This is a genomic window from Peribacillus sp. Bi96 (assembly GCF_918698115.1).
GTDB lineage: Bacteria > Bacillota > Bacilli > Bacillales > DSM-1321 > Peribacillus.
The window spans coordinates 371,670-398,137 of sequence record NZ_CAKKLV010000001.1; the positions used below are offsets into that span (position 1 = coordinate 371,670).

Below are 26,468 nucleotides of genomic sequence, written 5' to 3' on the forward strand. Positions count from 1 at the left end.
CTAAAAAAAACATTAATGTAGGTAATATTATGGTATAATGCAATAGGTCATTTTTAACATTTTGGGAGGATAATATGGAAGAAACTATTAGTATTAAAGATATTTTTCAAACATTAAAGAAACGTTGGAAGTTAATAACGCTCCTGACATTAATTGCAGCGTTGATTAGTGGTTCAATATCTTATTTTTTATTAACACCTGTTTACCAATCATCCACACAGATTTTAGTAAATCAGAAACAATCAGAAAACCAATTGGATTCTACTCAAATACAATCTAATATTGATATGATTAATACATACAGTGTGATCATAAAAAGCCCTGCTATATTAGAGAAGGTCATTGATGATCTTGAACTTCCACAAAGCGTGGATCAACTTAGTCAAAAAATTACGATTAACAGCCAGGAAAATTCTCAAGTCTTCTCTTTAACGGTTCAAGATAGTAATCCATTGAAGGCCGTTGAAATTGCAAACTCAGTGTCTGGTACATTCCAAAAGGAAATCAAAGATATAATGAATGTCGATAATGTTAGCATTCTTGCGAAGGCAGAAGTAAAGGAAAATCCTACTCCCGTAAAACCATCTCCATTATTGAATATCGCTATTGCGGTGGTAGTTGGGTTGATGGCTGGAATAGGCTTGGCATTCCTACTAGAGTACATGGATAATACGATTAGAGACGAGAAGGATATTGAGACGCTCCTTGACTTGCCATTACTTGGATCCATCCAAAAAATATCGCAACATAAATAAAGAACCATTTAGTGACATTAAGAAAGGAAGTGGGATTTATGAGAAGTAAAAATGAAAAACAAGTAAATTTAATTGCGCAGACTAATCCTAAATCGCCTATTACTGAACAATATCGATTAATTAGGACAAATATACAATTCTCTTCAGTTGATAAAGAAATTAAAACCATTGTGGTTACTTCCGCGGAGCCTAATGATGGGAAATCGACTACAGCTGCCAACCTAGCGATTGTGCTGGCTCAAGAAGAGAAAAAAGTATTACTTGTGGATGCGGACTTAAGGAAGCCATCCATTCATTATGCTTTTAATCTTAGTAATATACATGGACTTACTAGCGTATTGACAAAGAAAATGAACTTAAGAAAAACTATCTTGAATTCAAATGTTTCAAATCTAGACATTTTAACAAGTGGCCCGATACCACCTAATCCTTCAGAGTTATTAAATTCTAAAGCAATTGAAACAGCTATTAATGAACTAAAAGGTTTCTATGATTATATCATTTTAGATACACCGCCAGTTCTTGTAGTCACTGACTCTCAAATTGTAGCTAATAAATCTGATGGCGTGATCATGGTAGTGGCAAGCGGTAAGACAAACAAACAAAGTGCAGTAAAAGCAAAAGAACTTTTAGAAAAAGCTAATACGGCATTACTTGGGGTCGTTTTGAATGGAACGGAATCAGATACCAGCAATTATTATTACTATCAATCTTAAATAAAATATTTTTCGACAAATTAATACAAATTAATACCCTATTTTATAGCAATTTTTTATGCTACTATTAACAGGGTATTAATTCCTATCTGTTTTCTGGGTGATCGAGACTTTTATCCCATTTATATAAAGGAAGTGTGTGAAATTTGATTGACTTGCATTGCCACATTATCCCTGGAGTTGATGATGGGTCCCTGGATATGCAGGAAAGCATGGCCATGGCAAAGAAAGCGGTAGAAGCAGGGATAACCCATTTATTTGCCACACCACATCACTTAAATGAGAGATATGTAAATGTGAAGGATGACATTATTGATCGGGTATTTGAGTTAAATGAGTGCTTGCAGCAAGAGAAAATCCCTATTTCTGTTCATCCTGGACAAGAATTGAGAATACATCGAGAATTATTTGTATCACTTGAAAAGGGAGAAGTGCTAACGCTTGATAATACTTACAAATATTTATTATTAGAACTCCCGTCAGGACATGTGCCTTCATACACACAAGAACTGATCTATGAGCTGTTGTTAAAAGGGATAACACCAATTATTGTACATCCGGAGAGAAATAAGGAATTGATAAAAAATCATGATCTATTATTTAAATTGGTTCAAGAAGGGGCCTTAACACAACTTACCTCTGGTAGTATTATCGGTCTCTTTGGAAAGAATATTAAGTCATTTTCAAAAAAAATTTTGGAACATAATTTAGCCCATTTTATCGCAACAGATGCCCATAATGTAGGCTCTAGGGGATTCTCTTTACAAGAAGCATATGAAACCATCACAAAAACATTTGGAAACGAACGTACATTTTATTTCAAAGAAAATGCTGAACAGCTTATAAAAGGACAAAGTCCTTCAATTGTAAAACCAGTAAAGTTTAAAAAGAAGATCTTAGGAATCTTTTAGTATTATAGTTAATCAGGAAACGCTTTCATTATTATAAATAATATTCGTTAATGTGTAAAGTTTGTAGGGGTAATTTAAAATATTGGATCAGTGTAAACGGTATTAAATAAGGAGATAGATTCGTTTGAAAAGGTTTGATGATTATCCGAAATCTATAAAGAAAGCACTGCGTTACATACAACAAGACGCTCCTTTAGTCTTATTAAATCAATTAGAGACTAGCCTGACAAAGTCTATTAAGAAAAGAAAAGAAGCTCTACAAAAGAAGGAAAAGGAAATATGAGAGTCATTTAAAATATTATTGGCAATTACAAGGTTATGTTTTTGAATAAAATTAATACCTGTTTCATCGAAAAGTAAAGGCTTAGAACATTGAAGGATTCTGCTTTTTGCTGAATTTAAAAGTGAGTATCCTGGATACTTTATTTAAGGGGGAAATTTGGTTGGCCTACCGAAATCGACTAACACTACTGGCGCTATTAGATTCTTTAATCGTATTATCGGCGATTTATGTAAGTTATTTAGTCCTACATCCATATTTAGAAATATTTAAGCTAACAGCACTCTTAGTCAGCTCAGTCTCTCTATTAATTAGCCATCATATTTTTGCTTCTATTTATAAGCTGTATAAAAAGGCCTGGGAGTATGCAAGTATTGGAGAGTTAATATCCATAGTAAAAGCCGTAACCTTATCAGTCATCAGTGTAGTCATCATTCAAATTTTGGTTTTTCAAGATGTGTATGTAAGAGCTATGGCGTTAACTTGGATGATGCATGTCATTCTTATTGGTGGTTCCCGTTTTTCATGGAGAATGCTGCGTGACCGCTTAGTAAATAATCAAATGGAAATCAAAAACACATTGGTAATTGGGGCGGGATCGGCAGGAACCATGGTTGTTCGTCAACTTCGTAATAATTATGATACTGCACTTAAACCAGTTGCTTTCATCGATGATGATCCGAAAAAAGACAAATTAGACATCTTAGGAATACCTGTTGTTGGTAACTCTAAACATATTCCTGAAATGGTTGAAAAATATCATATTGATAATATTGTCATTGCGATTCCTTCCTTAAGTAAAAAAGAATTAAAGGTCATCTTTGATGAATGTGTGAAAACAAATGCCAAAACACAGATCATGCCGATGATTGAAGATATTATGTTAGGAAAAGTAGCTGTTAATCAATTTAAAGAAGTGGAAGTAGAGGATTTATTAGGAAGAGAACCCATTGAGTTAGATATTAATAGTATATCGAAATACGTAACCGGTAAGACCATTCTAGTAACTGGGGCTGGTGGGTCTATTGGTTCGGAAATCTGTCGTCAAATATGCAGATTCTCTCCTGGAAAACTTATTTTACTAGGACATGGTGAAAATAGTATTTATCAAATAGATATGGAACTGAAAAAATTACATGCTGATCATATTGAAATAATACCTGTTATAGCAGATATACAGGATCGAGAAAGAATCTTTGAAGTGGTGGACTTCCACAGACCAAATGTCGTATATCATGCTGCTGCACACAAACATGTTCCACTTATGGAATATAATCCACGGGAAGCTCTGAAAAATAATATCTTAGGTACAAAGAATGTTGCTGAAGCAGCAGATACGTTTGGTGTAGGGGCGTTTGTGATGATTTCATCCGATAAGGCTGTTAATCCAACAAATGTAATGGGATCGACAAAACGAATTGCTGAAATGATCATACAGCAGTTGGCAAAATATAGCACAACGAAATTTGTTGCCGTTCGTTTCGGAAATGTCTTAGGTAGCAGAGGGAGTGTTATCCCGTTATTTAAGAAACAAATTCAAGCAGGTGGACCAGTAACAGTCACCCATCCAGATATGACGAGATATTTTATGACTATACCGGAAGCATCTAGGTTGGTTGTTCAAGCTAGCTCTTTAGCGCGGGGTGGAGAGATCTTCGTACTTGATATGGGTGAACCAGTCAAGATTGTAGATTTAGCGACAAATCTTATTCAGTTATCAGGTTATTCAATTGAGGACATTGGAATTGAATATTCTGGGATCAGGCCCGGTGAGAAGATGTATGAAGAACTATTAGGGGAGAAAGAAGTTCATAGTGAAGCTGTGTTCCCTAAGATCTTTATTGGAAAAGCAGTCTTGGAACAGGAAGAGGAAATACAGTATCTTTTAAGCTCACATGATACTCTATCTTCTATAGAACTTAAAGAATTCGTTATAAATTTAGCTAATAGGAGAAAGAACAAAACTTTCTCAGAAGTAAAATAGGATTAACTTATCTTAGATTTTAACCAAGAAAAGGGCCGTTAGAGGCACGTCACTGTTTTAACTAGGACCTTCCTTTATATGATTTGACGCTGGTATGAGGAGTATATGGAATTTATATTTAGTTGATTAGTAATTAATTGGATAAACCATAGAGGGACACTTAAGTGCTAATTTACTATATAACAATTAAGGAGTGTAACGGGCATGTATTTGAAGATAAAAAGATTGATAGACATCATTCTTTCTTTACTGGGACTTATTATTTTATCGTCCATTTTTTTGTTGCTAATTTTAGCTATTAAACTCGACTCAAAAGGACCGGTATTATTTAAACAAAAGCGCGTCGGTATTCATAAGACTCATTTTAATATTTTGAAGTTCCGTACAATGAGTATTGATACACCTAAAGACACTCCTACCCATTTATTACAAAATCCTGAGCAATACATTACCAAGGTGGGGAAGTTTCTTAGAAAGACTTCACTGGATGAACTCCCGCAAATTTGGAATATTTTTGTTGGGGAGATGAGTATCATTGGACCAAGACCTGCGCTTTGGAATCAATATAGTCTTATAAAAGAAAGAGATAAATATGGTGCCAATGATGTACCACCTGGATTGACAGGTTGGGCGCAGATTAATGGTAGGGATGAGTTGCCTATTGATATAAAGGCGAAGCTTGATGGGACATACGTTGAAAAGTTAGGTTTTTGGATGGATATTAAATGTTTCTTTGGAACCATAGTGAGTGTTATTAAGAGTGATGGGGTTATCGAAGGTGGAACAGGAAGAAAGGGAAAAAAGGAAGTAGCGAGTACTAAGGAGACTACATCAAAATGAAAAAAATATTGATAACAGGATCAAGCAGCTATGTAGGAACAAGTCTTAAGAAATGGCTTAGAAACTATCCTGGTAAATATTCAATAGATTCGATAAGTTTAAGAAACGATTTATGGAAGAAACAAGACTTTTCGGAGTATGATGTTGTATTGCATATGGCAGGAATAGCGCATGTTTCGTCTGATCCAAAGATGGAAGAGATGTATTATAAAGTAAACCGTGATCTCACAATTGAAACTGCTGAAAAGTCTAAAGTAGAAGGAGTAAAGCAGTTCATTTTTATGAGCAGTATGATTGTGTATGGTGATAGTACCAGTGAAAAAAGAGTTATTGATAAAAACACAGAACCTACGCCGAGTAATTTTTATGGTAATAGTAAACTTCAGGCAGAAAAAGGAATAAAACATTTAGAAAGTGATAATTTTAAAGTTGCTATTCTTAGACCGCCAATGATTTATGGAAAAGGTTCTAAAGGTAATTTTCCCAAGCTTGCAAAAGCAGCTCAAAAACTACCTGTATTTCCTGACATCGATAATCAGAGAAGTATGCTCTATATTGATAATCTTTGTGAATTTATTAGATTCATGATAGATAATAAAGAAAGTGGACTGTTCTTTCCGCAAAATAGAGAATATGTTAAGACAAGTGAGATGGTGAAATTGATTGCAGATGTGCACGGTAAGAAAATCATACTCACAGAGTTGTTCAATCCAATACTGAAGGTTATAGGTTTTAAGTCTGAACTTATTAATAAAGTATTTGGTAACTTCAGTTATGATCAAAGTATGAGTCTCTATAAAGAGAATTACCAAATAGGGGATTTACGGAAAACCATTGAGTTGACAGAAAAATAAAGTTGAAGGGACGGAAGGAATTGAAAAAACATATTTTAGTTATTGCGCAATACTTCTATCCTGAGCAATTTCGTATTAATGATATTTGTACTGAATGGGTTAATAGAGGATATAAAGTAACAGTTATAACAGGAATTCCAAACTACCCACAGGGTAAATATTATGATGGATATGGGATGTTTAAGAAAAGAAAAGAAATGTATAACGGAATTGAGATTATTAGAATTCCCCTTATACCTAGGGGAAATACTTCGATTATGCTCGCTTTGAATTATCTATCTTTTGTATTATCGGGTTTCTTTTGGAAGTTATTCACTAAAATAAAAGCTGATTATGTCTTTATTTTTGAAGTATCACCGATGACACAAGCCTTGCCTGGTGTATGGTATGCGAAAAAAGAAAAAATACCGTGTTACTTATACGTGCAGGATCTCTGGCCTGAAAATGTTGAAATAATAACGGGAATCACTAATAAGCATATTATTGGTGCTATTGGAAAAATGGTTGATTATATATATGCACGGTGTACTAAAATTTTTACAACTTCAAATAGTTTTGTAGAATCAATAGAAAAACGTAATGTTCCTAGAGAACTAATAGAATATTGGCCGCAATATGCTGAAGACTTCTATAGGCCATTAGATAAAGAGAGTATCGCTGAAATTCCAAATGATGATGCTTTTAATTTAATATTTGCTGGTAATATTGGTAACGCACAAGGTTTAGATATTTTACCAAAAGTAGCTGTTTTGATAAAAAGGAAACAACTAAATAGAAATATTCGTTTTAACATTGTCGGAGATGGCAGGTATAAGGAAACCTTAGTTGAAATGGTTAAATCTAATAATGTCGATGATATGTTTAATTTTATACCAAAACAACCGGCAAATAGAATTCCAGAATTTATGGCAGCTTGCAATTCGGCTTTTTTGTGCTTGACAAATAGTCCATTATTTGCAATGACAATTCCAGCAAAACTCCAATCATATATGGCATGTGGAATTCCAATTATTGCATCTGCTGATGGTGAAACAAGTCAAATAATTAAAGAGTCTAATGCCGGATTATCTAGTCCTGCTGGAGATGTACAAAAGCTTTCTGAAATTATAATTGAAATTTCTTCTAAATCTAGCAAAGAATTAATGCAAATTGGTTTTAATGCTAAAAACTACTATGATAAAAACTTTAATAAAGAAGAACTATTGAACAGAATGGATAAACACTTTAGAGATAACTTGAATTTGGAGGGAAAACAAATTGTTTAAGAATAAGACACTACTAATTACAGGTGGTACAGGGTCGTTTGGAAATGCAGTAATGAAAAGATTCCTAGATACTGATATAAAAGAAATTAGGATTTTTTCACGGGATGAAAAGAAGCAAGACGATATGAGAAAATTATTTAATAACGATAAACTTAAGTTTTATCTAGGGGATGTTAGAGACCTTGCGAGTGTAAAAAATGCAATGCATGGGGTAGATTATGTTTTCCATGCTGCTGCTCTTAAACAAGTGCCTTCTTGTGAATTCTTTCCATTAGAAGCTGTTAAAACTAATATTTTAGGGACGGATAATGTTTTAACAGCGGCTATAGATTATGGAGTCAAAAAGGTCATATGCCTTTCAACTGACAAAGCAGCCTATCCAATTAATGCAATGGGGATTTCAAAAGCAATGATGGAAAAGGTTTTTGTTGCTAAAGCAAAAACTGTTGATCCAGAAAGAACGCTTATTTGTGGAACTAGGTATGGTAATGTAATGGCCTCACGTGGTTCTGTAATACCGTTATTTATTGAACAGATAAAAAGTGGTAAACCATTAACAATTACAGATCCCAATATGACAAGGTATCTAATGAGTCTGGAAGAAGCAGTAGAGCTAGTGATATTTGCTTTCCAAAATGCAGTAGGTGGAGACATCATGGTACAAAAATCACCTGCAAGTTACATTGGAGATTTAGCTCAAGCTATTAAAGAATTATTTAAGGCAGATAATGAGATTAAGGTTATTGGTACAAGACATGGAGAAAAGTTATACGAAACCCTGCTTACAAGAGAAGAATATGTGGTAGCGGAAGATTTAGGTGGTTTTTTTAGAGTTCCAGCAGATAAAAGAGATTTAAATTATGATAAATATTTTGCTGAAGGTGATAAAAAGTTATCTAATGAAGAAGAATATAACTCTCATAATACGCAAATCTTAAGTGTTGAACAGATTAAAGAAAAACTTCTTGAATTAGAGTATGTACAAAATGAACTCAAGTATATGAAGGTACTTTCTTCAAAATAAAAATAATACGAATGAAGCAATTATTTCGCCTTCTCCGTATTCAGGCATTAGCTTCATCTATTATATTTTCTTTTTAGGTACTTAGAAAGGTTGGTTTATAAAGTGAAAATACTCGTTACTGGAGCAAATGGATTTGTAGGGCAAAATTTAATTGCGGAATTAAAAAATAAAGGCTATGAAGATATTCTTAAGGTTACGAGAGAAACTGAATCATCTTTATTGGATACTTATACAAAAGAATGCGATTTTGTTTTTCATTTGGCGGGAGTAAACCGTCCTGGTGATGAAAAAGAATTTATGGAAGGTAACTTCCATTTCACACTTGAATTACTAGAACTATTAAAAAAACATAATAATAGGTCACCTGTCCTTATTACTTCTTCCATACAGGCAGAAAAAGATAATTCATATGGTAGAAGTAAAAAAGCCGGTGAGGATGTCCTGTTTGAATATAGTCATCAAACAGGAGCTGAAGCAATGATATACAGACTTCCTAATTTATTTGGAAAGTGGAGCAAACCTAACTACAACACGGTTGTAGCTACGTATTGTTATAATATCGCTAGAAATATAGATATTCAAATTAACAATCGAAATGCAGAATTAACGCTCTGTTATATTGATGATGTTCTAGAAGAGTTTTTAAACGCATTAGAAGGAAATCCAACTAAAAAGAATCAATATTGCTTTGTGAAAACAACACATACTATTACATTAGGGGATTTAGCTGAACGTATAAACAGCTTTAAAGAAAGTAGAGTAGAGTTAAGCATTCCTAATATGGAAGACGCCTTAACGAAGAAGCTTTACAGTACATATTTAAGCTTTTTATCAGAAGACAACTTTTCCTATGATTTAAAAATGAATTGTGATAACAGAGGCTCTTTTACAGAGTTTATTAGAACTCCTGAAAGAGGACAAGTGTCAGTAAATGTATCAAAGCCTGGCATTACCAAAGGAAACCACTGGCATCATACTAAAAATGAAAAATTTTTAGTAGTAAGTGGAGAAGGGCTTATTAGATTTAGAAAGATAGATTCAGATGAAATTATTGAATATAGAGTAAGCGGCGAAAAATTACAAGTAGTAGATATACCTACTGGATATACACATTCCATTGTAAATGTAGGAGAAAGCGATCTTGTAACAGTAATGTGGGTTAATGAATGTTTTGATCCAGAAAAACCAGATACAATATATTTGGAGGTATAAATGTAATGGAAAAGATGAAAATAATGACAATAGTAGGAACAAGACCAGAGATTATTAGATTATCAGAAGTTATTAAAGCTTGTGATAGATACTTTAACCATATTTTAGTCCACACTGGACAAAATTGGGATTATAGTCTTAATGATATCTTTTTTGAAGAATTAGGATTAAAACAGCCAGATCATTTTTTAGGTGTAGTTGGTGAAGATCTTGGTGAAACGATGGGGAATATCATTGCAGCATCATACAAAATTTTAAAACAAGAACAGCCGGATGCATTATTGATTCTAGGTGATACAAACAGCTGTTTAAGTGCCGTTGCAGCAAAACGTTTGAAGATACCAATTTTTCATATGGAAGCTGGGAATCGGTGTTTTGACCAAAATGTACCTGAAGAAATAAATAGAAAAATCGTAGACCATATATCAGATGTTAATATGGCCTACACAGAGCACAGCAGAAGGTATTTATTATCTGAGGGGGTAAGGAAAGAACATATATTTGTTACAGGTTCTCCAATGGCAGAAGTGTTGCATAAGAATATGAATAAGATAGAGAATAGTATAGTTTTAAAAGATCTAGAACTAGAGTCAGGTAAATATATTTTAGTTTCTGCTCATAGAGAAGAAAATATTGATGATGAGAAGAACTTTTTCTCATTAATGAATGCACTTAATAATATTGCTGAAGTCTATCAATTACCCATTATTTACTCTACCCATCCTAGAAGTTGGAAGAGGATAGAAGAAAGAGGGTTTAAATTTCATCCACTAGTAAGACAACTAAAGCCATTTGGATTTTTCGATTTTAACCACTTACAATTAAATTCATTTTGTGTTTTATCTGATAGCGGTACACTTTCTGAAGAGTCAGCTATGCTTAACTTTCCCGGTGTTTTAATTAGAACTTCTACGGAACGACCAGAAGTGTTAGATAAAGGAACAGTTATTGTCGGGGGGATTACTGAAGAGGATATTGTCCAAGCTGTAGAATTAAGTAGAGCTATGTGGAGAAATGAAGAAGAAACACTTCTTGCTAATGATTATCAAGATAAGAACGTTTCAATTAAAGTAATAAAGATTATTCAGAGCTATGTGAAAATAATTAATGAATCAGTTTGGAGAAAAAAATAGATTTCAACTAAGGGGAAATTAAGATGGTATATTATGAAGACATTGCTTATAGAAAAGAAAAAATCTCTGTAATAGGACTAGGTTATGTCGGTATGCCGATAGCTGTGGCTTTTTCTAAAGTTGCAGATGTAATAGGTTTTGATATATCTAAAGAAAAAGTGCAGCAGTATATTAGCGGAGTAGATGTTACTAAAGAAGTCGGGGATAACGCGATAAAAGAAACAACGGCTCTTTTTACGTGGGATGAAGAGTTTTTAAGAGATGCTAAGTTTCATATTGTTGCTGTGCCTACTCCAATAAATAACGATAAAACTCCTGATTTAAAACCCGTTACAGAAGCTAGTAAAACATTGGGGAGAAATCTTACTAAAGGATCTGTGGTGGTTTTTGAATCTACAGTATATCCAGGAGTTACGGAAGATATATGTGTTCCTATTCTAGAAAAGGAATCAGGTTTAATTTGTGGAGTGGATTTTAAAGTAGGGTATTCACCTGAAAGGATTAATCCAGGAGATAAAATTCATAGACTAGAGACTATAGTAAAAGTAGTATCTGGTATGGATGAAGAAACATTAGATTTAATTGCTAGAGTATACGAAATGATTATTGAAGCAGGCGTTCATCGCGCCGAGAGTATAAAAGTAGCAGAAGCAGCAAAAGTAATAGAAAACTCCCAAAGAGATATAAATATTGCATTTATGAATGAGCTTTCTATCGTTTTTAATAAAATGGGCATCGATACTAAATCCGTTTTAGAAGCTGCAGGTACTAAATGGAATTTCTTGAATTTCACTCCAGGTCTTGTAGGTGGTCACTGTATTGGAATTGATCCATATTATTTTGTATATAGAGCAGAGGCCTTAGGATACCATTCTCAAATTATTCTTTCAGGAAGAAGAATAAATGACGAAATGGGGAAATACGTCGCTGAAAATACTATTAAAAAGCTTATTAAAAATGGAAAACAAGTTAAAGGGGCCAACGTTGCTATTTTTGGAATTACATTTAAAGAAAATTGTCCGGATAGTAGAAATACCAAAGTGATAGATATTATTAACGAATTAGAAGACTATGGAGTTAATATTATAGTGGTTGATCCTGTAGCAGATAAGGATGAGGTTTTTAAAGAGTACAATATTGAATTACATCGAAAAAATGAGATCAATAATGCAGATGCAATTATATTTGCAGTACCTCATGAAGAGTTTTTAGATATTTCTTTAGAAAATTTAAAAGCAATGTATAGGAAAGAAAAAATCCCGGTTGGAACATCCGGAATAGAGTTGAATGCTATATCAGATAGTTATGAAAATAATAACTTAGTATTGATAGATATAAAAGGGATATTTAATCGGAAGACTGCAGAGAATTCAAATTTTTCTTATTGGAGATTGTAAAATAATCTTTTAATGTTTATATATTTCTCTTTATAAAGTTCATATGTTTTTTATTGAAGGATGATGCATAAGTGAAAAAAAACATTATAATAATAGGTCCGTATATACCAGGTAAATTGTATGGAGGACCTGTAAAATCAATTCTTAATATAGTAGAAGCATTGAGCACCTATTATAATTTTTATATAATTACAGGAGATAGGGATTTGAACGCTACAGAGACTTATAAAACTGTTGAAATCGGGTCATGGAATACAGTTGGAAAAGCAAATGTATTTTATATTCCAAAAGGAAAAGATTTTAATTATATTAGAAATATAATTAAAAATTTAGATTATGATTTAGTGTATACCAGTAGCTTCTTCTCAAAACATTCTGTAATAATTCAATTTCTGAAGTTTTTTAATGTCATTAAAAAGCCACTAATAATAGCCCCTAGGGGAGAATTTTCACCTGGAGCTTTATCGATTAAAGATAAAAAAAAGAAAATATTTTTAATGATATATAAAATACTAGGTATTCATAAGAAGGTAACTTATACAAGCACCTCTTTATTAGATAAAAAAGATATAAACAATGTTTTTGGCGGAAGTATAAAAGTATGGACAGCAGGAAATATTGTTAATAATGAAGCGGAATTAAAGGGCATTTCAAGAGAAAAAAAAATAGGACATTTAAAGATAGTTACTTTGTCTCGTATTTCTAAAATAAAAAACTTAGATTATTCTCTAAACATTCTAAAAAAAATAGCTGAATCGTATAAGCTACCTAATGAAATTTCTTTTGATATATATGGCCCTATAGAAGATGGAGAATACTGGAAAGAATGCTCTTCGCTAATTAACAAAATAGGAAACACAATATCAATTAATTATAAAGGACCAATTGATTATAATGATGTAATCAATGTACTTTCCAAATATCATATATTTTTATTACCAACACAAGGTGAGAATTTTGGCCATGTTATACAGGAAGCTTTTTTAGCTGGCTGTCCTGTCATTATAAGTAATAAGACTCCGTGGATAGGGTTAAAGGAACTTCAAGTGGGTTTTGATATTCCATTAGAACAACAAGATGAGTATTTTAGTGCAATCAAACATTACTTATTAATGGATAGTAATGATTATAAAAACGCATCTCTTAAAGCTATTGAATATGGGATGGAAAAGGTTAGAAATCAAGGGTCTATCAAGGAACATATAGAAATGTTCGATAATGAAATGAATAAATAGGAGTACATTAATGTGGACAGAAAAAAACCTAGAGTACTATTTTTAGTAAACATCCCCTCACCTTATAGAGTGAATTTTTTTAAAGAATTAGGTAAATCTTGTGAATTAACTGTTTTATTTGAAAGAGAAACTTCTCAAGAAAGAGATATGTCTTGGTATGATAATGATTTTAATAATTTCAAGGCAATATTTTTAAATGGTGTTAAATTTAAAAAGAATATGGCTATTTGTTTTAATGTTGCTAGTTATCTTAAAAAAGAGCTATTTGATATAATAATTGTAGGTGGCTATAGTACACCTACAGGTATGCTTGCCATAAAAATTTTAAAACAAAGAAAAATCCCCTTTATTTTAAATACTGATGGTGGGCTTATAAAAGATGATACTAAAATAAAATATGCCATAAAAAAATACTTTATTAGCAGTGCAACGTACTGGTTATGTACAGGGGAGGAAACTAAAAAGTATTTGTTATACTATGGCGCTCATGAAAAAAATATCTTCACTTACCCGTTCACATCGATACTAGAGAAAGATGTGCTGAAAAATATAACGAAAAAAAATATGAAGAATGAATTAAAGCAGCAACTAAATATTTCTGAAGATAAGTGTATACTTTCTGTTGGGCGGTTTATTCACCAAAAGGGATTCGATGTCCTTTTAGAATCTTGTAGAGCATTTCCTAAGAACATTGGAGTTTATATTATTGGTGGAGAACCTACTGAAGAATATATTAGATTAAAAAAAGAAATGGACCTAACAAATGTGCATTTTATAAATTTTAAATCTAAAGATGAATTAATAAAATATTATAAGGCAAGTGACCTTTTTGTATTGCCAACTCGAGGGGACGTTTGGGGATTAGTTATAAATGAAGCTATGGCTCACGGGTTACCAGTCATTACTACTGATCAATGTGTTGCTGGGATTGAACTAATAAATAATGATGAAAATGGGTTTATAATACCAGCCAATGATAGTGGTATACTTAAAAGGCGGATAGTTGAAATTCTAGAAAATGAAATAAATGCAGAAAAAATGTCAATAGAAAATTTGAAGAAAATAAAAGGATACACAATTGAAAAAATGGCAGTTAAACATATTAATATTTTTAAATCTATAGTAAATAAAGGATAAAAATATGAAAATTAAGAAACCTATCTCTAAAATAGAACATGGTAATTTTAGAATTAAAAAAAATACACTTGAGTGGGTATTCATTGTATTTTTAACTTTATTTAGTTTTCTTAGCACTAGCACTCTATTAGTATCATTATTTATTTTATTAATATTCTTAAGACAAAGAGAAATAGGAGCAATAAAGATAGTTAACATAATAACTTTGCGAACCATAATTAATCCAGGAATTGCAGTCGATATTGGAAATTTACAATATCTTAAATGGATTATCTTATTTGGTTGTTCACTTTATTTATTGCTTTCTTTTAATAAATTAGAAAAAAATGAAATTAAAAAGATAAAATGGATTTTATCTCCTTTATTTTTGTTTGTCGTATATAATATTTTTGTTGCGTTAGTTTTCAGTTCTTTACCAATTGTTTCTATTTTTAAACTACTTAGCTATGCAGTGATTTTTTCAGGTATTTTAATTGGAGTGGGATATACATTTAAAAGTTATGATTGGTTAAAATGGATGGTAACAATGTTTAAACTAATAATTATTTTTTCTTTCCTTATCATCCCTTTTCCAGTTAGCTACTTGAGGAATGGTTCTTCTTTTCAAGGAATTACAAATAATCCAAATATGTTTGGAGTCTTAGCTGTTTTATTTATTGCTATATTTCTTTCGTATTTTCAAATTAATAAAAACAAACAAAAATTATATTCATTAATATCTCTATTCCTATCTTTAGTTACTTTGCTAATGATATTTCTAAGTAAATCGAGGACTGCATTAATATCATGTTTAGTATTATTATTCATCTACATAATTTTTGTTAATTGCAATAAATTATTGAAAATAATTATTGTCAATTTTTCAGGAATAGCAGTAATTTTAATAATCTTAGGTACTAATGTAATTAATTTTCTAACTGAATTTTTGTATAAAGGACAAGAAAAAGGAAATATTCTATATTCTCGAACTAATCAAATAGAAAACTCTCTTTCGAACTTTATGGATAATCCTTGGTTTGGTAATGGGTTTGCAGTTCCAGTGTTACCTTATAAATCATATATATTTAGTGCTGAATTTATAGTTGAACCAGGAAATTTAGTATTATCAGTACTTTCATATAGTGGAATTTTTGGATTTTTGTTATTTTTATCCTATATAACTAGAGTCTTTTTGGTAAATAAGAGCAACTTCAAATACAGTTGTTTTTTGCCACTCGCAACTATTCTTATTAGTATGGGTGAAATGGTATTTTTTAGCAGTAATAATATAGGTATATGGTGTTATATGTTTATTGCGCTATATGTATTAATAGACGCTAGAAAACCGGTGGTTAATGAGCGTTGAATAAAGTCATTTTATAAAAATAACCAATTAAAATTTGGTTATTTTTAATTTTATGGAATAGCTTCTTGTAGTGGAGAGTTTGAATAAAATAGTAGTTATGAATAATTACATATAAAAAGGTGAGGAAGTAAACCATGAAAAAGTTAGTATTTTATGCTTTTCTAGCTATCCTTAATAACTTTCTTAAAGGTAGTAGATTTTTTAGAATAAAAAATTTTCTTCTTAGAATAATAGGAATAGAGGTTGGAAAAGGAACTAAAATAGTTGGGCCACTTTATATTAATTATGTTAGTAATATAAAGATAGGAAATGAATGTTGGATAGGAAAAAATTTTACTATTGATGGTAATGGAAGTGTTATTATTGGAGACAGATGCGATTTAGCTCCGCATATTACAATAAATACTGGGGGTCATCATATTGGTGATAGCCATAGAAGAGCTGGTTCAGGATTAAGGTGTAATACAAAAATAGAAAGTGGCACCTGGATAGGGACTAGAGTAACAATTGTTAATGGAGCTGATATAGGAGAGTCGGTAGTTGTTGCAGCTGGATCTGTAGTTATAAACGATATTAAAAAAAACTCTTTGGTAGCTGGGGTACCAGCAAAAATAAAGAAAGTATTGAGTTAGATTTTTATGAAATTAAAGCATAAGTTAAGACATCACTTAATAAATAGTCCTGTCATAAGAAATATTTTTGGAATGGGGTTTTTTCGAGCTCTAGGAGTAATAACAAATTTTCTGTTGGTGGGACTAATCTATAGGTATTTTTCAAATGAAGTTCTAAATGGAATATGGTTAACTATTTTTTCAATACTAACATGGATAACCTTTTTTGATTTTGGAATGGGGAACAGTTTAAGGAATAAACTTACTGAATCTATATCAAAAAATGATAGTACATTATCAAACATGTATATAAGTACTACTTATATTTTAATGATAGTACCAACTATAATAATTATTATTGGAGCTACAATATCTGCTGATTTTATTGATTGGAATAAAATATTTAGCGTTAATGGTGATTTGGTTTCTAATGAATACTTGACTCTATTTATTTGTGTTGTATTTATTTTATATGCTTTAAACTTTTATTTTTCAATAATATTTGCGATTTTACATGCCATGTTTAAATCATATTTAATATCTGGCATACAAGCATTAGTTAACGTAATAAATATTATTTTTATTTCAGTCCTATATTTAATGAAGGTTAATGATTTAATACTATTAGGTGGAATTTATATCGGAACGTCTGTTATTGTATTATTAATTACTACAATATGGATATTTAAATTTAACAAGCAAAACTTAACTTTAAGTTTTAAGTATTTTAATGGATCCTTAATTAAAGATATAGCCAATGTAGGACTTAAGTTTTTAATATTACAATTAGCTATTATCGTCCTATTTAATACTGATAATTTTCTAATAAGTAGATATTTAGGAGTTGATAAGGTGACATCTTATCAACTGGTAAATAAATTACTAAGTGTAAACACGATAATACTAGGTATTGTCCTTACTCCTATATGGACTAAAGTTATAAGAGATACAGCTGAAAATAATATTAATGAAAATAGAAAAACACTTTTTAAGCTATTAATAGTTTTCTTTTTACTAGTAATAGGAGTCCTAATTATAGGCTTTTTATCACCATTAATATTAAAAGTTTGGACAGGGTCTAATATTTTAGTTTCAAATAAATTAACAATTTTCATGGTGATTTTTACAATTATTCATATGTGGTGTAATATATTCCAGGTAATTTTAAATGGACTAAGTAAGTTAAATATTCAAATGATATGTTATGGGATAGCTGCAGTTATTAATATTCCAATATCTATATACTTTGTTCAACACACGGATTTAGGCGTAGTTGCTATTATTCTTGGAACTATTTTTTCATTGGTGGTTCCTGGTATTATATTACCTATTTATACGATTAGGTACTTTACTAAATCTTAGTTATTTTTAGAATGGATAGTCTAAAATCTGCATTAAATATATATTTTAATGCAGATTTTGTAGTTTATCCTAAAATATTAAAACTTCTAATTAAAAGGGTGTTGTTATTTATTGAAATATTAAGATAAATTCTTCTTTTGAAATCATAAAATGAAAGGAATAAGACATGAATGACAATTTTAAACTAAATTTAAATTTATTCCCTAAGGAATTGAGAGTATTACTTGAAATTCTAAAAACAGAAAGTAATGAAATTTTTCTTCTAAACAAGAAGGAATTATTTATAGATATTAATTGGGGACGATTTCTTCATTTAGCGAGACACCATCGTGTTTATCCGTTAATTTATACTAAATTAAAAATGATTGATGGAAACTTGATTCCTTCACAAGTTATACAAACTTTGTATCAAGAATATAAAAAGAACACCCTTCAAATGCTTCTTTTAAGTGGAGAAATGGAAAAAATAAGTAGATTATTTACTGAAAATCAGATTCGTCCACTTTTTTTGAAAGGCCCAGTAATTGCTGCTGACCTTTATGGAGCAATATCCCTACGCACCTCCAAAGACTTAGATATTCTAATTCCTAAATATAATCTAGAAAGAGCGGAAGAACTTCTTTTGAATGATGGTTACGAAAGAGAAGAGGGTGCAACAATATTAAACGAGCGGAAATGGAGGGAACATCACGTATCTTATTTCCATCCTGAAAGAAAAATCCAACTTGAGATTCATTGGAGGCTACAACCATATCCATCTAAGGAACCGTCATTTGACGATTTATGGGATAGGAATAGGATAAGTGAACTTACGAACTATCCAATTTATTTCTTGGGAGAAGAGGATTTATTTTTGTACCTTGTTTCACATGGTTCACGTCATCTTTGGTTTCGTCTCAGATGGTTAGTTGATATTGATAAGATGTTAAGAAAATGTAAAACAATTAGAATCAATAACTTATTAACGTCAGCATACCAAAAACAATATATTACTGGGCAAGTACTAATTTTGGCATCTCAACTTTTAAATACACCCATCAATGAAGATATGAAAAATTTAATGGAATCTAATCGCGCGAAAAGATTAGCACAAATGGCAATATTTTATATGAATGATTCGGAGCATTTACATAAAATCGTTCCTAAAGATTTTTTTGGAAATCAGTGCTATAACCGTTTTCGCCGTGTGAAGTCTAATATTCAGAAGTCTCTATTTGTTAATAGATATCTTTTATCATCACAGACTAATTCAGAAATACTTTTCTATATCGTTAAAGTATTTTATCCTAGTTCTGCAGATGCACATACTTTGTGGTTGCCTAAACCACTTCATTTTTTATATTTTCCGCTGCGCCCATTTTTATTTGGTTGGAGAAAGATAAAGAAATCTTAATTTTTTTTCCTTAGGGCATATAGAAAATTTTCATGGTCTAATCGTAGGAGAGAATCCTTTAAGAGTGAAATGTGAAAAAATATTTGGTGAAATAAACGTTATAATTATCAGATTTTTCTGTTTGCAGGACTATGACTATTCATATTTTCATAAGCGTTTTTTTAGATGACTGTATTGAAGCCCATACTCACAATTTGCCAATCCTTTATAGCTGGCTATCATTGGTTGTATTCCAACTTGTTTAGTTACTTGTCAGTGATTGGCTTTACTAATTCTTGAAGGATATTTTTCCCTCAACTTATATTTGTTAGAAGTTAAATCAATCAATCAATCAATCAATCAAGATTATTTTATAGACCTAGTTCATTAACCATTCAATTTAGGAAAAGCTGTAAGCAATTCTAATCAATTAAGAGCATAAGTAACTTGAGTTGATTTTATTCATAGTTTAAAATATTGTAGATCTTCATAAAGTGTTAAATTAAAGAGGATATTCCTTGATTCTCTTTCTATTAATATTCTTTCAATTGTTTGAATTTCAACAAGAAAAATGATAGAAAATTTATATTCTTTTAGTACAGAAAGCTTGATGGACTTTATAGTAGAAAGAAAAGGGCAATTTTCTATTAACAGTTTCTTTTATCCCTCATGTTTGTATAAGGTGTTATTCTTGGATGAAAGTTTAATACCTTCAATTTTCTCGAGGAATCAAAGGATTATTATGTCTTTCTACTTATTTTGATCCCATTTCTACCGAATTCCTTCTTCCGAATATAATTTGGTTAAGAATACAATTTAGAATCATTGAAATATATTTACGTCGTGGTCGTGCTGCACATATTATTATATATTCGAATTGAGTGAGCAGGATGCTAAGTGCAAAATTAGCACTGGAAAAATTCAGGATTAACGTACCATTTATTTAGTGAACAAATGTGTAACGTTAATTATTACTAGGGGTGTCATACAGTGAAACGAAGAATGTTCTTACAGAATTTTATAATTTTCATTTTTGCTTTCATTTTTGGGTATACAGTAAAAAAAGATGATGAAAATATGGTTTTACAAAAGGTTGAATCGAATAATGTTAATAATAGAAAGGAAATGCTGAACGAAGTTTCCGATAGAGGTATTTCATTAAGTAGATTTGGAGCAGTAGGTGATGGTAAAGTAGATGATAGCGATGCTATTGAAGCTGCATTAAATTATGTGAAAAATATTAACGGGAAATTGGTTAGTGATCCCCAAAAAACATATCTTGTAAAAAGATTAATTAATATTGATACAACAGGTGTAAAGCACCTACATTGGAATATGATGGGTTCGACTATAGACTTTGGTAGTGGTGGGAGTATTATTCTTGGATCAAAAAGCAGTACACCTTTTAAAACAACTACACTGGCTAGCGATTTAAAAAGAAAGAAAACTAACTTCACAGTAAGAGATGTAACAGGGGTAAAGAAGGGTGATTTGGTTTCCATTCAGTCACCTGTGAATTGGGTTAAAGGGATACCTTTAATTCAATATTATACAATCGGAGATATTGATGGAAATACTATATACGTAAATGGTTTAATAGTTGGAGACATTTCAGAAGAACAGAAAGTATCTGCGTCTGTTAAAGGGGATATTATTGTTTCTTTTTTTAAATTAGCAAAAAGATTAACTGTTAAAAACGGTACATTAAAATCTTCTAATCGGGATGATGAAGGAACGTTACTATCTATAAGAGGTCAAGATGGGTATCTTATAGAAGATATTGAAGTACAACATTCAAAACGTAACGGAATATACATACAATATTCAGGAAGCGGTCTTGTTAAAGATTGTAGATTGAAAGATCATGGATATGTTACGAAAGACCAAGGATATGTTAATACCCTTTTTTCACCCAATAGTCTAAGCTTTGGATACGGGATTATAGTAGCACATAACTATTTAACCCATATTATTAATTGTCATTCATTTTCGGGTTGGCATGGGTTTGATGTTGCCAGAGGTCAAACTGTTGTTATTTATCAGGATTGTGTAATTCATAAAGATGCTTTTGGTTTCTCTGCACACGAGGGTGCATGGGATATGAGAGTTATAGACTGCCAAGTTTTGGGGGGATTAGGAGTAACATCACGTGCTGCTGAATTAACTGTTTCAGGATGTCATTTTAAAACAAGTATAGGACCTGCAATTACTGGAAACGGTTCACACCACACATTATTGATAAAACATAATGTGTTTGATGTTAGTACACCCGATAATAGAGCAAACGTTTTCTATCTGAATGAACCTTTCCCTGAATATTGTTACAGCCAAGATATGTCAGTATCGGATGTATCACAAAATACAATTATAGGACTTTGTAACACATCTAGATTATTTGTAAGAGGATTGATAATATTTGCAGATAACACAATAACATCTTTACCAATAAATGATGGCTCAATAATTATTAAATCGATAGTAAGTAGTGATAAGGTTGCAATTATTAACAATAATAGATTTATCGGTACAGGAATGCAGCATAACTTACAGCTTTCAAATTTTGATAAGATTACTGTTTCACATAATCACAGGGAAGGCCCTATTGGTCTAGTATATAAATCCGCAGTTATTGCTTTAGATGGAATAAATCCCGATATTGTTATTACTGATAACAATTTTTCCAATATCGCATTTGCCATACATGTGTTGGGGGGATCCTCAACTATTAATTTAATTCAAGGTAACAAAGTTATTAATGGACAGTTATTATTAGCATCAACTAAAACTTCTATAAAAAATGCTATTGGAAATATAACTAATCAATCAACGATAGTCTCGGGTCAAGTTAACATTAGGCAAAATTTAAATAATGTGGTTATATCGATGTAACGTTACATGAATTGGGAACATTAAAATGAGGGGACTTTAAACATCCACTTTCTAACACTTAACCCTCACATTTTATCATAGTCTTTCCAATAAAGCGGGTTTAATGTCGTTTTCTTGGAAGAAATTATTTTTTACAAAAAGAACTTTTCTTTCCAATTCTTTTGTTTTGAGGTCGATGAGGTTTGCACAAAGGTTCAGTTTTAAGAAATCTTAACTGGACTTTTTTCATATTGTGATAGAGTATTCATTCTAGTAGTCCATGTAATTGCATTCATATGACATTTCATCACTGTTTCTAAATACATATCCGTTGTAAACGTCACCTATTTCATTCTAGAATAACTCAAAATTATGATGAATGCATAAATTTTTTGAAGCTTGTCTCTACCACTCCACTTATTATCTTTATCCTTTATTTCTAGAATACTGTCCACAACAAACTCGTTCTAGGCATTTAACTACAAATTCTTTATTAGTCTAATTTTTCTTTATTTTTCCCTATAATCATCCGGGGATATTGAGAAGGGAATTTAACTAAAATATGAAAAGACCACACAAAAAATGAGCTACATGATATCTTCTTCTAAAATCAGCTCTTATGATAGATAGGAAGAAGGATTATCTTAAAAGTAAATTACCCCGATATTTGGTTTTCCCACTGCAAGGTAAATTTTTCTTTAGGAAAAAACAGCTTCAACAGCCCTATGCAAAATATTATATGGGGCGGAAGAGTATTCTTTATAGACAAAACGGGTTATTCAGATTATGTATCAATGGCTAGAGGATATTTATTCAAGACTTCTGCGGAAGTATTTTCTATTGCCACATGCGAGAAGGTTAACTATTTGGTGTAAAGCTGGAAGGGCAGTTTAAGAAATTAATAAACCAAATATCAAGGTTAACATAGATGAACAGTTCAACATCTTTGCTGAGTGAAAGTTTGGAAACCCTTTCCTAAAACAAGTCTGAAAAAAGCATTACCTATTTGATAAATAATTCTAGGCTTATAGTAAGGAACTACGGTACAGGATAATTTAATTTATGGAATAGGGGAGTCCCTGTATTGCGACATCAAACTAGATAATAAAGTGCTAATGTTTATATACAAAGTACATTAATAGCTAAGTCTACGATGAATATGCTTATGGTTTAATGATATTGATTGTTGTTTTAGTTCTAAGGATTCTCCTGTTAAGATTTATGATGTCAATTAGTATTAAAAAAAGTAAATAGTATTGAACTTTTTATGGAGGGAAAATGAATAATGATGGAGAACATAGATTATGAGGGCTCAAAAATAAGCAAAATTCATAATTCAAAAAAAGACCATATACATTTAATATTCGAAAAAAAATATTATAGTTGGATATTGTAACAATTCACTCTTTTTATATGATTTATGAATGATTGTTATTCTAGTAATCAGAGAAGATTAACAAAGGCTAGGTTAGGCGTTATTTATAAAAGTCATTGACATAGGTATAAAAGGATGGTAAATTTAGCTTGTGTAATTCGCTATAAAGAACGAAAAGTTCGTAAAATAGTACAAAATTACAAGATTAGTTCATAAATAGATGCCACTTAGGATATATAAACTCTAATAGTGCAAAGGCAAAAATTAATTGATGTATAAATTTTAGAGTTTATTCGACAGATAGCCAATCGAACATTTAGATATTTTAAACTAAAATGAGATTACTAATAAATAATAAAGAGAGATATATAAATTACTGGAGTAAAGACACAAGTACAAAGCAGTTACTTAGTTGATGAAAAAAGGATGAATTTTATGCCTCTATTTCAAATGAGAGAAATATGGACACCTTTAAAATTAGTAGGGGTTAAGTTTTTTAGGTCGGATGATAGATGTATTTTCATTAAGTTTTTTAACCAACACCGAAGGAAAATAAAGTAATCTGTATCAAATACTTAAGAAACAAAAATCTATTGGGAAGTACGGGACCCAAATTTACAATTCTAAGCTATGGTGACTGTCTTGGGTAGAATAGAGTGGATAATAATTAGCGATAAGTTACCGGTTAGATTGAACTATCATTATATATTTCAAATAATATGGGTCATTGATAAGTAGGTGGTTATGGCCATTTAAAACTACTACTTTAAATTACTAGAATTCTAGAATGAGTAGAATATATTAGTACGCTATGAAATTTATATACTTAACAAAGTAAGCAGGGGGAAAATATGAGTGCTATAACCGGTATTTATCATTTAAATGAAGAGCCTGTAAATCTCCAGTATGGTCGTAATTTAATGACGGCTTTACAGAAATACCCTGCTGATTCTATCCAAATATGGCATTCAGAAAAGGTTTTTCTCGGTTGCCACGCTCAATGGATTACTCCTGAATCTGTAGGTGAACAGCTTCCGTACCACGATTCTGAAAGGCAGTGTACAATCACAGCTGACGCTATTATTGATAATCGTGAAGAATTATTCGACAAACTACATATTAGTAAAATTGATAGAAGTATTCTAACTGATAGTCAACTTATTCTATTAAGTTATCAAAAATGGGGAGAAGAAACTCCTAAGCATTTAATCGGTGACTTTGCATTTATGATTTGGGATCAGAAGAAAAGAAAGTTATTTGGGGCAAGAGATTTCGCAGGGAGTAGAACGCTTTATTATCATAAAAATCATGAGAAATTTGCTTTTTGTACAACTATTGAACCTCTTCTTAAATTACCATATATCGAAAAAAAACTGAATGAGCACTGGTTAGCGGAGTTTTTAGCAATTCCAGGGATGAATGATACTGTAGATGCTTTTTCAACAGTCTATAAAAATATAGATCAAATACCTCCCTCCCATACAATATCAATAGTAGAAAATAAAGTAATGCTTACGAGATATTGCTCCGTAGTAGATAGTGAGAAGTTGCACTTGAAATCAAATAACGAATACGAAGAGGCTTTTAGAGATGTTTTTCAAAGAGCAGCTACTTCGAGATTACGTACACACCGTAAAGTGGGAGCCAATTTAAGCGGTGGATTGGATTCAGGATCGGTTGTCAGCTTTGCTGCAAATACCCTCCGAAACCAAAACAAAAAATTATATACCTTTAGCTCTATCCCTATTGGTGAATTTGATGATTGGACCCCAAAACAACGATTAGCAGATGAGAGACCACTTATTAAATCTACAGTTAATCATGTTGGAAATATCAATGCTAAGTATTTAAAGTTTGAAGGCCAAAGCTCATTATCAGTACTAGATGATTGGCTAGAAATAATGGAAATGCCCTATAAGTTTTTTGAAAACTCTGTCTGGGTGAAGGGGATATATGAAGAGGCTAACAAGCTTGGAATAGGAGTATTGTTAAACGGTGCAAGGGGAAATTTTACAATTTCTTGGGGACCGACTTTTGATTACTATGCCTTATTATTAAGAAAAATGAGATGGATCCGCCTTTATCATGAAGTAAATTCTTATAGCGAAAATTTGGGAGTAAAAAGATCGAGAGTAATGAAAGTGATTGGAAAAAAGGCTTATCCTTTTCATCCTAATATCAAAGCAAATAATCAAGATGATTCGCCATTATTAATTAATGATGATTTTGCTCGGAGAACTAAAGTTTTTTCTAAACTAGAGGAACAAGGAATCAATATAATGGGCGTTAATCCTACAAAGATTAATGAGATTAGGAAAAATCACTTTGGTTATCTGAATATGTGGAATACAACGGGAACAAGTGGAACTAAATTATCTTTGCTGTATTCATTACAGGGACATGACCCTACGAATGATTTACGAGTTATTCAATTTTGTTTATCCCTTCCTTTGGAACAATTTGTGCAGAATGGTTTAGATCGATCACTCATTAGACGATCCACAAAAGGGTATTTGCCTGATGACATTAGATTAAACCAGAAAACTCGGGGAGTTCAGGGTGCAGATACCATTGCTAGAATGCTCCCAAACTGGAATGCATTTATTGGTGAAGTGGAACAGCTTAGTCAGGATCCGTTTATAGCTAATTTTTTGAATATGGGAGCAATTAAGAAGGCACTTAACAAGTTTCGCACAGAACCCCAGCCTAATGTTGCCTTTGATTCTGAATTTAGAATTTTAATGAGAGGTTTAATTGTTTATCGTTTTCTTAAAAGGCAATGTTTATGATGA

At 31.4% G+C, this 26,468-nt stretch carries 20 protein-coding genes; all 20 read left to right on the forward strand.

All coding sequences use genetic code 11. The features are described from left to right. The first annotated feature begins 74 nt into the window (after positions 1-74). The 20 genes from LQ203_RS01790 (at position 75) to LQ203_RS01885 (ending at position 26,465) form a co-directional block, all read left to right on the forward strand. Entirely contained in the window at positions 75-755 is a 681-nt protein-coding gene (locus tag LQ203_RS01790; protein WP_230155078.1) for a Wzz/FepE/Etk N-terminal domain-containing protein, read from the forward strand. 38 nt (positions 756-793) lie between these two features. After that, on the forward strand, positions 794-1,471 hold the full coding sequence (locus LQ203_RS01795; RefSeq protein ID WP_230155080.1) for a CpsD/CapB family tyrosine-protein kinase: 678 nt from the start codon (positions 794-796) through the stop codon (positions 1,469-1,471). A 146-nt stretch (positions 1,472-1,617) separates the two neighbouring features. Next, positions 1,618-2,382, forward strand: coding sequence for a CpsB/CapC family capsule biosynthesis tyrosine phosphatase (locus tag LQ203_RS01800; protein WP_230155082.1), 765 nt, complete (start codon positions 1,618-1,620; stop codon positions 2,380-2,382). A 124-nt stretch (positions 2,383-2,506) separates the two neighbouring features. After that, entirely contained in the window at positions 2,507-2,665 is a 159-nt protein-coding gene (locus LQ203_RS01805; protein WP_230155084.1) for a hypothetical protein, read from the forward strand. Between the two features lie 160 nt (positions 2,666-2,825). Beyond that, entirely contained in the window at positions 2,826-4,646 is a 1,821-nt protein-coding gene (locus LQ203_RS01810) for a nucleoside-diphosphate sugar epimerase/dehydratase (protein WP_230155086.1), read from the forward strand. Positions 4,647-4,850: 204 nt separating this feature from the next. Beyond that, entirely contained in the window at positions 4,851-5,486 is a 636-nt protein-coding gene (locus LQ203_RS01815; protein WP_230155088.1) for a sugar transferase, read from the forward strand. Beyond that, positions 5,483-6,340, forward strand: coding sequence for an NAD-dependent epimerase/dehydratase family protein (locus tag LQ203_RS01820; RefSeq protein WP_230155090.1), 858 nt, complete (start codon positions 5,483-5,485; stop codon positions 6,338-6,340). Before LQ203_RS01815 ends, LQ203_RS01820 begins: the two co-directional genes overlap by 4 nt. Before the next feature lie 20 nt (positions 6,341-6,360). Further along, a complete protein-coding gene (locus LQ203_RS01825; protein ID WP_230155091.1) occupies positions 6,361-7,605 on the forward strand; it encodes a glycosyltransferase family 4 protein in 1,245 nt (414 codons plus the stop codon). Continuing rightward, a complete protein-coding gene (locus LQ203_RS01830) occupies positions 7,598-8,629 on the forward strand; it encodes a nucleoside-diphosphate sugar epimerase/dehydratase (protein WP_230155093.1) in 1,032 nt (343 codons plus the stop codon). Before LQ203_RS01825 ends, LQ203_RS01830 begins: the two co-directional genes overlap by 8 nt. Positions 8,630-8,731: 102 nt before the next feature. After that, a complete protein-coding gene (locus LQ203_RS01835) occupies positions 8,732-9,841 on the forward strand; it encodes an NAD-dependent epimerase/dehydratase family protein (RefSeq protein WP_230155095.1) in 1,110 nt (369 codons plus the stop codon). Positions 9,842-9,846: 5 nt separating this feature from the next. Beyond that, positions 9,847-10,974, forward strand: coding sequence for a UDP-N-acetylglucosamine 2-epimerase (non-hydrolyzing) (wecB, locus tag LQ203_RS01840; protein WP_230155097.1), 1,128 nt, complete (start codon positions 9,847-9,849; stop codon positions 10,972-10,974). Between the two features lie 23 nt (positions 10,975-10,997). Next, positions 10,998-12,371, forward strand: a complete 1,374-nt coding sequence (locus tag LQ203_RS01845; protein WP_230155100.1) for a nucleotide sugar dehydrogenase — start codon at positions 10,998-11,000, stop codon at positions 12,369-12,371. A 71-nt stretch (positions 12,372-12,442) separates the two neighbouring features. Beyond that, positions 12,443-13,606, forward strand: a complete 1,164-nt coding sequence (locus LQ203_RS01850) for a glycosyltransferase family 4 protein (RefSeq protein ID WP_230155102.1) — start codon at positions 12,443-12,445, stop codon at positions 13,604-13,606. Between the two features lie 12 nt (positions 13,607-13,618). Further along, positions 13,619-14,743 (forward strand): glycosyltransferase family 4 protein, encoded by a 1,125-nt coding sequence (locus LQ203_RS01855; RefSeq protein ID WP_230155104.1) that lies wholly within the window; start codon positions 13,619-13,621, stop codon positions 14,741-14,743. 4 nt (positions 14,744-14,747) lie between these two features. Beyond that, the gene (locus LQ203_RS01860; protein ID WP_230155105.1) at positions 14,748-16,088 is read left to right on the forward strand and encodes an O-antigen ligase family protein; all 1,341 of its coding nucleotides are present in this window, start codon (positions 14,748-14,750) and stop codon (positions 16,086-16,088) included. Between the two features lie 134 nt (positions 16,089-16,222). Continuing rightward, positions 16,223-16,720 carry a DapH/DapD/GlmU-related protein gene (locus LQ203_RS01865; RefSeq protein WP_230155106.1) on the forward strand — a complete coding sequence of 166 codons (498 nt, stop codon included), beginning with the start codon at positions 16,223-16,225 and terminating at the stop codon, positions 16,718-16,720. Positions 16,721-16,726: 6 nt separating this feature from the next. Next, positions 16,727-18,061, forward strand: a complete 1,335-nt coding sequence (locus tag LQ203_RS01870) for an oligosaccharide flippase family protein (RefSeq protein ID WP_230155107.1) — start codon at positions 16,727-16,729, stop codon at positions 18,059-18,061. 166 nt (positions 18,062-18,227) lie between these two features. Then, positions 18,228-19,454 carry a nucleotidyltransferase family protein gene (locus tag LQ203_RS01875; protein WP_230155108.1) on the forward strand — a complete coding sequence of 409 codons (1,227 nt, stop codon included), beginning with the start codon at positions 18,228-18,230 and terminating at the stop codon, positions 19,452-19,454. Positions 19,455-20,423: 969 nt separating this feature from the next. Continuing rightward, positions 20,424-22,322 (forward strand): right-handed parallel beta-helix repeat-containing protein, encoded by a 1,899-nt coding sequence (locus LQ203_RS01880; RefSeq protein WP_230155109.1) that lies wholly within the window; start codon positions 20,424-20,426, stop codon positions 22,320-22,322. A 2,205-nt stretch (positions 22,323-24,527) separates the two neighbouring features. Further along, on the forward strand, positions 24,528-26,465 hold the full coding sequence (locus LQ203_RS01885) for an asparagine synthase-related protein (protein ID WP_230155110.1): 1,938 nt from the start codon (positions 24,528-24,530) through the stop codon (positions 26,463-26,465). Positions 26,466-26,468 lie beyond the last annotated feature (3 nt).